Source organism: Flavobacterium sp. (genome assembly GCF_030146175.1).
In the GTDB taxonomy this organism is placed as follows: Bacteria; Bacteroidota; Bacteroidia; order Flavobacteriales; family Flavobacteriaceae; genus Flavobacterium.
In genome coordinates, this window is sequence record NZ_JASLCE010000141.1 from 1 (window position 1) to 10,177 (window position 10,177).

Consider the following 10,177-nt stretch of genomic DNA (forward strand, 5'->3'; position numbering starts at 1 on the left):
GTTACAGTCAACAGTTTTCAAGACTGCCGCAATCGACCACTCTGCCATTTCTCCAATATATTACAACCGCTATAGGATTGCGGTTGCAAATATAGTGTGTTTTCCGGGTTTTGCAAGTCTTTTATACTATAAAATCATTAAAAAAAGTGATTCCTTTTGTAACTAACTTATAGTGATCAACTTATAAAATCCGGATTTATTAAAAACCTACGTATTCTGTAATTTCAAGACCGTATCCAATCATCCCCACACGCTTGGTTTGTTCGGAATTGGATAATAAACGGATCTTACAGATATCCAAATCGTGTAGCATTTGCGCTCCGATCCCGAAATCTTTGGTATCAATCTTAATTTGAGGTGCTTTGTTTACACCTTGCGCCTGTAAGTTTTTCAGTTCAGACAAACGGTTTAGCATGTCGGCTGACTGGATTTCCTGGTTGATAAACAATATCGCTCCACGTCCTTCCTCGTTGATACGACGGAACATATCATCCAGACGTTTATCGGCATCATTCGTAAGCGTACCCAAAATATCGTTATTCACATGTGTGGAATTGATACGTGTCAGGATAGACTCGCCAGAGCTCCAGCTTCCTTTAGTAAGTGCAATATGCACTTGTTTGTTGGTAATCTGAAGATACGCGCGAAGACGGAAGGTTCCGAAACGGGTTTCAATCTCGAAATCTTCTTTTTTCTGAATCAAACTGTCGTGTTGCATTCTGTAGGCCACCAATGCTTCAATCGATACGATTTTAAGATCAAATCGTTTGGCGACTTCCATCAATTGTGGTAAACGTGCCATAGATCCGTCTTCGTTTAAGATCTCAACAAGGATTCCGGCTGGTTTTAAGCCCGCCAGACGTGCTAAATCGATAGCGGCTTCCGTATGACCGGTACGACGTAATACACCGCCTTGTTTGGCGCGTAACGGAAAAATATGCCCTGGTCGGCCAAGGTCTTCCGGTTTGGTGTTGTCGTCTACTAATGAAAGTATGGTTTTGGCTCTGTCGTGAACCGAAATACCTGTAGTACATCCATGCCCTTTTAAATCAACCGAAACGGTAAACTGGGTTTCATGAAGTACGGTATTATTGGTCACCATCAGGTTTAAATCAAGTTCTTTACATCTGGCCTCGGTTAAGGGGGCACAAATCAGACCGCGGCCATGTGTGGCCATAAAGTTGATCATCTCTGGAGTAACTTTTTCAGCTGCTGCGATAAAATCCCCTTCATTTTCACGATCTTCATCATCTACAACAATAATGATTTTGCCTTGTCGGATATCTTCAATAGCTTCTTCTATAGTGTTGAGTTGTATGTTAGTGTTAGTTGCCATTTTGATTGTTATTATTTTTAAATAGTTTTTCGGAAAGTTTTTGGAACGGCAAGGTAATCCAGTCAAAATTGATCATGACACCAATATCGTTGGTGGCACGATAGGTTAGGAATATTGCCAGAGGCGTTAATACAATGGAGGCCATCCAGGTTCCTAAAAAGGGAGGAATACCATTTTCCTGTGCCACTTTTTTACCGAAAGTATTGATGAAGTGGTAAATAATAAAGATAAGTACCGCAAATACAATTGGTAATCCCAGTCCTCCTTTACGGATGATCGCTCCTAAGGGCGCACCGATAAAGAACATTAGCAGACAGGAAAAAGCGACCACAAATTTTTCGTGGAGTACAATCCAGTGTACATTGATATTTTTTTGTTTTTCGAGTAAATCAGCACTATTACTGTCGATAGAGTAATTCATGCTCATGATGTTGTTTTTGGCGACTTCCAGAACTTTATATTGCATTTCCGGTGTCATTAACGACAACAGGTCTTTCGTCTTATTCGGATCGCCTCCTGTGGAACCATGCTTGGGTTTTAAGGCATAATCCGTTCCCTGTATAATATTATCGGCAAAGGAAAGTTTATCCTTTTTAAGATTGGTTTCCAGTGAGTCGATCGTAAAATTCAACTCATTCAGGGTAAGCATGGTGTTGGTATTGGTGATCTTTTCGTTTTCATCTACCGGATTTAAAGCGGTCAGATCGATATTGACCCGGTATTTTTTAAAGGCGGCTTTGGCAAACGGTTCTCTTTTGCGTTCTTCGTAGCTTTTCGGCATCACATCTTCATAATAATACCCGTCGAACAAATCCAGTTTTAGAATGTTCGAGTTTTCTTCGTTGATCAACAAACCTCTTTTGGCTTTAATAACCGATTTGTTACCGGTGCCGAGGTTGGATTTTTCGTGCATCGTTACACCTTCCAACTGCTCCCCTTTTTCACCGGATTTTTTGTCGACTTTAATAGAAATATTACCGATTTTATTAAAAAGTCCCTCGGCTATAGCCATAGCGGGCTTGGTATGAAAAATTTCTTTTCGGAGGTTTACGAAGTTATACTCGGCTTTTGGAATGACGTTGTTGGCAAAAAAAAAGGATACAAAGCTTAGCAACACGATAAAGATGTTTAAACTTTGCATCGCCCGTTTCAGGGAAATACCGGACGATTTCATCGCAGCAAATTCATAATTTTCAGCAAAACTTCCAAAGGTCATAATCGAAGCCAGCAAAATAGAAAGTGGCAATACCAACGGAATCATTTTTGGCGAATAGAAAAGCAGGAACTGAAATACAAGCCAGGCATCGAGGTCTTTACCCGCTAATTCGGCAATAAAGAGCCATATTCCTTGTAAAATGAATATAAAAAAAAGGATTACAAATACCGTAGCAAAGGTAATCAGAAAGCTTTTAAGAATGTAACGGTCTAATATTTTCACCCGATAATTAATCTAATTTATTGATGTAGTAATTAGGATATTTACTCTCGGTAAAGGTAAAATGATTTTTCGAAATAGGCTGATTCGTTTTAAAAGAATTAACAGTAAGCGTTGTTTTTGTACCGTCTTTCGCAATTTCGATCTTATTATAGATGTGTTTAGTCTGAGTATCAATCCCTAACAGTATTTCTTTGGTTTTATCCTTGGTACTAAGCGGTGTTAGTTTTACATACTGAATTTTTCGCCCACGAATGTTTTGCAGGATGTCCCAGTTGTATTTATACCCGGAATTAAAGAACGTCAGCATTTTGGACGGCGTAATGGAGTTTTCGTCGTTTTCGTTGTATTTGGAAATCGTCACCTCCTCGTCCTCGGGTATAATGGTGTAATTTTTCTTTCCGTCGAAAATACGGGTAACGCCCATAAAGTTCAAAACAAACTGGTTGCCTTTTAAAGTAAGGTTCCCTTTGCTATCCTGATTTTGGTTTTGTTTTTGATTTTGCAGCGTAAAACGAAAATCGATTACGATGTTATCATAACTTTTGGCTTTTGCCGAAACTTCATCCAATAGGTCTTTTGCCTTTTTGGAATCCTGCGCCTGCAACGTTAAGCCGCACAAGAGTAGTATTACAAGTTGAAAAAAAGTACGCATTTTACAAATCATTTTGTTCGTTAGCAAAGAATTGATCAAGAGCAACAAGATCAGGAATCAATACGCTTCGGGCTTTGCTGCCTTCGAACGGACCAACGATTCCGGCTGCTTCCAGCTGGTCAATTAGTCGTCCGGCGCGATTGTATCCCAATTTCAATTTTCTTTGTAACAAAGAAGCCGATCCCTGTTGTGCGGTTACAATAATCTCGGCGGCATCTCTGAATAAAGAATCTCTATCGGAAATATCAATATCAAGACTTATGCCACTTTCTTCACCAACGTATTCCGGAAGCAAATAAGCATTCGGATAGGCTTTTTGAGAACCAATAAATTCGGTTATTTTTTCTACTTCAGGCGTATCGACAAACGCACACTGTACGCGGGTAAGATCGTTACCTTGCGTATAAAGCAAATCCCCACGTCCAATCAACTGATCGGCACCCTGACTGTCCAAAATAGTCCTGGAGTCAATTTTGGAGGTTACCCTAAAAGCGATCCGTGCCGGGAAATTGGCTTTGATAATACCGGTAATAACGTTTACCGATGGACGTTGTGTTGCGATGATCAAATGAATTCCGATCGCACGCGCCAACTGTGCCAGTCGGGCGATTGGTGTTTCCACTTCTTTACCAGCCGTCATGATCAGGTCGGCAAACTCATCGACAACCAAAACGATATACGGTAAGAACCGGTGACCGTTTTCCGGATTTAGTTTACGAAGCTTGAATTTTTCGTTGTATTCTTTAATATTCCGAACCATCGCGTCTTTTAGCAGACTGTAACGGTTGTCCATTTCAATACAAAGTGAATTTAACGTATGGATCACTTTTGTGTTATCGGTAATAATGGCATCTTCGGTGTCCGGAAGTTTGGCCAGATAATGGCGTTCAATTTTATTAAAAAGCGTAAGCTCTACTTTTTTAGGATCGACCAATACAAATTTTACTTCGGCCGGGTGTTTTTTATACAATAACGATGTTAAAACGGCATTTAGTCCAACCGATTTACCCTGTCCGGTAGCACCGGCCATTAAAAGGTGCGGCATTTTTGCCAGGTCGACTACAAAGGTTTCGTTTGAAATCGTTTTTCCTAAGGCAATAGGTAATTCCATTTCGGCCGTCTGAAATTTCGGTGAGCCAATAACGCTCTTCATCGAAACCATAGTAGGCGAATTGTTTGGCACTTCGATACCAATGGTTCCTTTTCCTGGTATTGGAGCAATAATACGGATTCCCAAAGCCGCCAGCGATAAAGCAATGTCGTCTTCAAGGCTTTTGATTTTGGAAATACGAATACCGGCTTCCGGTACGATTTCGTATAACGTTACCGTTGGTCCTACGGTTGCTTTGATCTGCGCAATATCGATTTTGTAATTGCGTAGCGTTTCGACAATACGGTTTTTATTTTCTTCGAGTTCCGCCTGGTTGATCGTAATTCCACCGGAGTTATATTCTTTCAAAAGATCGATTGATGGAAACTGATAGTGCGACAAATCGAGTGTTGGATCGAATTCTCCGAAATCCTTCACTAGCTTAGCCGCCAGATTTTCTTCTACAAACGTTTCTTCTTCTATTTTTTCGATGACAAAATGTTCGTCGTCTGTTTTGATAATTTCGGATGTAGGCACAACCGGCGTAGGTACAACCGGAGGCGTAACAATCGGAACAACCGGTTCTACCGGTTTGGTTTTTAACGTGATTTCCGAGGCGTGCTCAATAGTCGGTTTTAATGATTCCTGATCGATTTCAAAAGCCGAAGGTTTGGTTTTTAATTCGATATTAGACAAGATTTCTTCGTCTTCTTCACTATTAAAATCCAGACTCGGGTTGGAGATTTCGATCGATTCGTCGATGATTTCATCCGGAAGCGGAACCGGTGTAATAACCGTGTTTTGTGCTATCGGAGCATCCTGATTTAATTCTTCGTTAAACGACTGATTGGTTTTTTCAAAGAAATTTTTGATGCCTTCGGTAGAAACTTTTATTTTCAGAATCAGATAGACAATAATACCAAAAAGGAGTACCAGAAAAGTACCTGTTTTCCCAAGATAATCCTGAACGAAAAGGTTCATTTCATAACCGATAATTCCCCCTAACTGCGGGACATAATTCCAGAAAAAACCGAATAATATGGATAAAATTACCATCGCAAACAAATCCCAGAAAATGCTCTTTTTTAGTTTTCCTAGCGACAAGTCAACCAATAGGTAGGCACCGGCTAAAAAGAATAGTCGGACAAATAAAAAGGAAGCCACACCGAATCCTTTGTATAAAAAGAAATCGGACAGGAACGCTCCAAATTTCCCTAACCAGTTATAAGTTTTCTCACTGCGATCTCCAAAGTCGGTTAAGGCACTTTGGTCGTAATCACCGTAGATATAATAGGAAATAAAAGAGAGTAACAAGGCTACCGAAAATAAAACAAGTAAAGCCCCGAGTAGGACTTTGTACTGGCGGGATAAGTGCCATGTAAATTTCGGTTTTGTTGCTTTTTCCCCTTTATCGGGAGTATCTTTTTTTGTTGCTTTTGCCATTTAAAATTTCGAAATTATGTTGCAAAAAAATGCAGTAAGCCTGGAATTAGGTTAGCCGTGGCAAATATATAATTAATCCCACAGCTATGGCGGCCATAGCGGCAAAAAATACAGCTCCGGCGGCTATGTCTTTAATAAAACCGATTTTCTGGTGGTAGTCCGGATGGATAAAATCGGCTATCTTTTCGACAGCCGTATTCAATCCTTCAATACTAAGTACCAATCCGATCGCAAGGGTCTGGATAAGCCATTCCTCTTTTGAAATATGAAAATAAAATCCGGCCAGAGTGACCACTATTGCCAGGCTAAACTGAACCATGACACTGTGTTCGGTTGTGATCAGTTTATAAGCGCCTTTAAAGGCAAAGACAAGGCTTTTCAGCCGACCGGTAAAAAAGGAATTATCTTTTTTCATTGACTTGTTTAAAGTGCTGCCAAAGCATTATCGTAATTGGGTTCGTTAACGATTTCCGGAACCTGTTCACTATACTGAACCACTCCGTTTTCGTCAATTACAATAACTACACGTGAGTGTAAACCAGCCAAAGGACCGTCGGCGATAGTCAATCCGTACTCTTTTCCGAAATTTCCATCTCTGAAATCAGATAAGTTGATCACATTTGATAAACCTTCCGCTCCACAAAAACGAGCCTGAGCAAATGGTAAATCACGCGAAATACACAATACTTTTGTATTTTCCAGATTACTGGCTTTTTCGTTGAATTTACGTACCGATGCCGCGCAAGTACCCGTATCAACACTAGGAAAGATATTTAATACAACTTTACTTCCTTTAAAATCGGATAACGAAGCCACGGAAAGGTCGTTTTTTACCAGTTGAAAATCTTTTGCTTGTGTACCTACCTGCGGTAATTCTCCTGAGGTATGAATGGTATTCCCTTGTAAAGTGATTTGTGCCATTGTTTCATTTTTTTTAGTATTCAAAAGTATAAAATTATATCGGAAATATAAAAGCCGGTTTTTATCCGAAACGGTAACTCCGGACAGGAACATGGACAAACCGACGGTTACCTACGTCGAATTAGGATATGCCACCCCTATCGGTTTCATTTTAAAATCATGATTTTTTATTTTGAAACAATCCCACTATACGACCTAAGTCACTAGAAATGAAAGCCTCAAAAATCACGATCCCTTGAAATTTTTATATATTTTTACTTCCCTATCATCAATAAAACAGTAAACTATATGGAACAGAAAAAATCACTTTCTTTTGTCTTTACAATCATAGCGATCATTGTAGGTGTAGCCTTCTTTAAGCAATTCGATTTTAAAACCTATACATTTGAAAAACCCGCTTTGGCCGCTATTTATGGTATTACGTTTATCTTTTCTATAGTGATCATCATACGAAAGTATAGAGGTAAATAACCTACTAACAACAGTTGTTATTTATTCTGTTATCACTCCAACACCTGACAGGTTTTCGAAACCTGTCAGGTGTTAAGCACCGATTCAAAATCCGCATGGTCAGGCTACTTTTTATAAAAACTCCGTTTACCTTCTCATAAATCTACGATATATCGTAAATAAAAAATCTTTTTAAAAACCATAAACAACTGTAAACATAACAGTTAACAAAAAAGGCACGTTGTTTGGCTAGTGTTCTATAGCTCATTAATTTAAAAATATAGAACATGAAAACAGTACTTACAAATGAAAACGGAAAATTCCATTTCTCAGAAGATCCGGCAATTTCTGCCGAAACAAAAAAATTCCTAACCGCTTTAAATACGGGCGGACCCGGATTGGAAACCATGACTCCGGAAGCGGCCCGACAGGTATTAGTAGGCGCACAAAAATCGGTGGAAGTCGACTATTCCGGTATTGAAGAATCGGAAAAAACGATTACACAGGATGGTTATACTCTAAAATTAAATATCGTTAAACCGGAAGGCGTTACCGAAAAACTTCCTGTTTTTATCTTTATTCACGGCGGAGGCTGGGTTTTGGGCGATTATCCGACACATAAACGTATGGTTCGCGACCTTGTGGTTTTAACAGGTGCTACAGGTGTTTTTGTTAATTACACACCATCGCCGGAAGCGCATTACCCGCAAGCTGTCGAAGAAATTTATGCCGCTACAAAATGGGTTGCTGCAAACGGAAACGAAATCAATGTAGACGGAACCAAACTTTCGATTGTAGGAAATAGCGTGGGTGGTAATATGACCGCTGTAACTGCTTTAAAAGCCATCGAAAACAACGGTCCAAAAATCGCTTCACTAGTGATGTTCTGGCCTATCGTTGCCGCAAATTTCGAAAATGATACCTATCAGCAATATGGCGAAGACCGCTTTTTAACAACGCCTCTAATGAAATGGATGTATGATCACTATACAAAGGATCTGGCACAACGCGAAGAAATTTATGCCTCGCCCATTAATGCTTCTTTAGAATTATTAAAAAACTTCCCGCCTACGCTAATTCAGGTGGCAGAAGCCGATGTACTTCGCGAAGAAGGAGAAGCTTTCGGTCGCAAGTTGGACGAAGCCGGTGTTGAAGTCACAACCGTACGCTACAACGGAATGATCCACGATTTCGGGTTATTAAATCCGCTCGCACATTTGCCTCAGGTAAAATCCTTGTTCCGTTATGCGGCAGCCGAATTGAAAAAAAGTCTTTTTAATTAATTCCGGATATGAATTCAACACAACCTGCTTTTGATACGGTTACCGAAGCCTTACAATGGCTCACCCGGGAAGGCTTTACCCAGAATTTTAATCTGGACGAAAATTGTATCCGTTTTAATAACAATACGCAATCGATGTCACCGGACGAGTTTAAAATTGAATATCTCTTCCGTTTCGAAGGCGATACCAATCCGGGTGATGAAGATATTGTTTATGGAATTGTATCGGATGTTCACAATATCAAAGGTGTTTTAACCAGTGCTTTTGGAATCTATGCCGATGCGCTTTCTACAGAAATGATCCGAAAACTTGCGACACATTAGTATAAAACAAATAAGACGCTAATAAAATTACGAAATATCGTAACGAAATAAAATCACCTTTTATAATAAAACCCTATATCACAACATTTTAAAATCATGGCACTTTGTTCGCCTGATAACTAATAAAATATAAAAATAGCACTATGAAACCAGCAACAAATTTATTATCTCCGGATAATCACGCCCTTGTATTAATTGACTTTGAAGGACAAATGGCATTCGCAACCACTAGTATCGCACTAAGCGAACTACGAAACAATGTAGCGATTATCTGTGGCGCTTCAAAAATATTTTCCGTACCGACAATTGTGACAACGGTTGCCGAGGAAAGTTTTGCCGGACCGGTTTTCCCGGAAATCGAAGAATATTATCCAATTGCATCCTCAGGTTATATCGATCGTACGACGATGAATACCTGGGAAGATGAAAAAGCGTATACCGCTATTACCGCTACAAAAAAACAAAAATTAGTCCTAGCCGGATTGTGGACAGGCGTTTGTATTGTCGGACCGGCTTTATCGGCTATCGAAGAAGGCTATGAAGTATATGTAATCACCGATGCTTGCGGGGATGTGAGCATCGAAGCCCACGAACGCGCCGTACAACGAATGATTCAGGCGGGCGCCATGCCAATCACGTCGATCCAGTATTTGTTGGAACTTCAAAGAGACTGGGCACGCGAGGAAACCTATGTTCCGGTGACCAACTTAATGAAAAAACACGGCGGTTCGTATGGCTTGGGGATTCATTATGCCCACAATATGCTAAAACACTAATACAATCCGTTCCATCTCTTATCCTTCATTCTATTGAAATCATCAAAATCCATAGCGAAAAACGTCCCGTTCCTTATTCTTTTTCTGTTATTAGGAAACATCGTGTCGGCACAAAACTTTAAACTTTTGCGCTACGATGAAAACTATGAATACCTAAAAGATTCCGTTCGAAATACTTATAAAAAGCTAAAATTCATACCTTTAAATACCGAAAAAAGTTTTTATATGTCAGTTGGCGGGGAAGCCCGGTATGAATATGTTGATTTCAATAATGAAGATTGGGGAAGGCTCAACATTGGTCATAATGGCTTTTTACTGCAACGTTATGATTTACATACCGATATTCATCTGGGAAAAAACGTTCGGATATTCGCCCAGCTTAGGAGTGCGCTACAAGACGGAAGAAGTAATGGCCCACGAGGTATTGATGAAGATCAGCTAAATGTCCAGAATCTTTTTGCGGAT

Annotated in this window: 10 protein-coding genes and 1 pseudogene; 5 read left to right on the top strand and 6 right to left on the bottom strand. The window is 39.8% G+C overall.

Translation table 11 applies throughout. From position 1 onward, the window contains the following. Positions 1-199: 199 nt before the first annotated feature. Genes ribB through tpx form a run of 6 tightly spaced genes read right to left on the bottom strand, consistent with a single transcriptional unit; the run spans position 200 to position 6,880 of the window. A complete protein-coding gene (ribB, locus tag Q1R07_RS15750) occupies positions 200-1,336 on the bottom strand; it encodes a 3,4-dihydroxy-2-butanone-4-phosphate synthase (protein WP_300492110.1) in 1,137 nt (378 codons plus the stop codon). Further along, entirely contained in the window at positions 1,326-2,774 is a 1,449-nt protein-coding gene (locus tag Q1R07_RS15755; protein WP_300492111.1) for an LptF/LptG family permease, read from the bottom strand. The genes ribB and Q1R07_RS15755 overlap by 11 nt, the downstream gene beginning before the upstream one ends. Positions 2,775-2,781: 7 nt before the next feature. Continuing rightward, positions 2,782-3,426, bottom strand: coding sequence for an outer membrane lipoprotein carrier protein LolA (locus Q1R07_RS15760; protein ID WP_300492113.1), 645 nt, complete (start codon positions 3,424-3,426; stop codon positions 2,782-2,784). A 1-nt stretch (position 3,427) separates the two neighbouring features. Then, the gene (locus Q1R07_RS15765) at positions 3,428-5,959 is read right to left on the bottom strand and encodes a DNA translocase FtsK (protein ID WP_300492114.1); all 2,532 of its coding nucleotides are present in this window, start codon (positions 5,957-5,959) and stop codon (positions 3,428-3,430) included. 46 nt (positions 5,960-6,005) lie between these two features. After that, on the bottom strand, positions 6,006-6,374 hold the full coding sequence (locus Q1R07_RS15770; RefSeq protein WP_300492116.1) for a diacylglycerol kinase family protein: 369 nt from the start codon (positions 6,372-6,374) through the stop codon (positions 6,006-6,008). Positions 6,375-6,382: 8 nt separating this feature from the next. After that, positions 6,383-6,880 carry a thiol peroxidase gene (tpx, locus tag Q1R07_RS15775; protein WP_300492117.1) on the bottom strand — a complete coding sequence of 166 codons (498 nt, stop codon included), beginning with the start codon at positions 6,878-6,880 and terminating at the stop codon, positions 6,383-6,385. A 288-nt stretch (positions 6,881-7,168) separates the two neighbouring features. Between tpx and Q1R07_RS15780 the strand changes: the two genes are divergently transcribed. The 5 genes and pseudogenes from Q1R07_RS15780 to Q1R07_RS15800 all read left to right on the top strand — a co-directional run. After that, on the top strand, positions 7,169-7,351 hold the full coding sequence (locus Q1R07_RS15780; protein ID WP_300492118.1) for a hypothetical protein: 183 nt from the start codon (positions 7,169-7,171) through the stop codon (positions 7,349-7,351). 266 nt (positions 7,352-7,617) lie between these two features. Next, positions 7,618-8,613, top strand: coding sequence for an alpha/beta hydrolase (locus Q1R07_RS15785; protein ID WP_300492120.1), 996 nt, complete (start codon positions 7,618-7,620; stop codon positions 8,611-8,613). 8 nt (positions 8,614-8,621) lie between these two features. After that, entirely contained in the window at positions 8,622-8,936 is a 315-nt protein-coding gene (locus tag Q1R07_RS15790) for a phosphoribosylpyrophosphate synthetase (protein WP_300492122.1), read from the top strand. Between the two features lie 143 nt (positions 8,937-9,079). After that, positions 9,080-9,712 (top strand): hydrolase, encoded by a 633-nt coding sequence (locus Q1R07_RS15795; RefSeq protein ID WP_300492123.1) that lies wholly within the window; start codon positions 9,080-9,082, stop codon positions 9,710-9,712. Between the two features lie 33 nt (positions 9,713-9,745). Further along, positions 9,746-10,177: pseudogene (locus Q1R07_RS15800) on the top strand (hypothetical protein); the annotation flags it as partial.

Excerpts from the sequence above, each read along its gene's own strand:
- Q1R07_RS15795 (WP_300492123.1), top strand. The coding sequence starts at position 9,080 with ATGAAACCAGCAACAAATTTATTATCTCCGGATAATCACGCCCTTGTA.
- Q1R07_RS15780 (WP_300492118.1), top strand. The coding sequence starts at position 7,169 with ATGGAACAGAAAAAATCACTTTCTTTTGTCTTTACAATCATAGCGATC.
- Q1R07_RS15770 (WP_300492116.1), bottom strand. The coding sequence starts at position 6,374 with ATGAAAAAAGATAATTCCTTTTTTACCGGTCGGCTGAAAAGCCTTGTC.
- Q1R07_RS15765 (WP_300492114.1), bottom strand. The coding sequence starts at position 5,959 with ATGGCAAAAGCAACAAAAAAAGATACTCCCGATAAAGGGGAAAAAGCA.
- ribB (WP_300492110.1), bottom strand. The coding sequence starts at position 1,336 with ATGGCAACTAACACTAACATACAACTCAACACTATAGAAGAAGCTATT.
- Q1R07_RS15790 (WP_300492122.1), top strand. The coding sequence starts at position 8,622 with ATGAATTCAACACAACCTGCTTTTGATACGGTTACCGAAGCCTTACAA.
- tpx (WP_300492117.1), bottom strand. The coding sequence starts at position 6,880 with ATGGCACAAATCACTTTACAAGGGAATACCATTCATACCTCAGGAGAA.
- Q1R07_RS15760 (WP_300492113.1), bottom strand. The coding sequence starts at position 3,426 with ATGCGTACTTTTTTTCAACTTGTAATACTACTCTTGTGCGGCTTAACG.
- Q1R07_RS15785 (WP_300492120.1), top strand. The coding sequence starts at position 7,618 with ATGAAAACAGTACTTACAAATGAAAACGGAAAATTCCATTTCTCAGAA.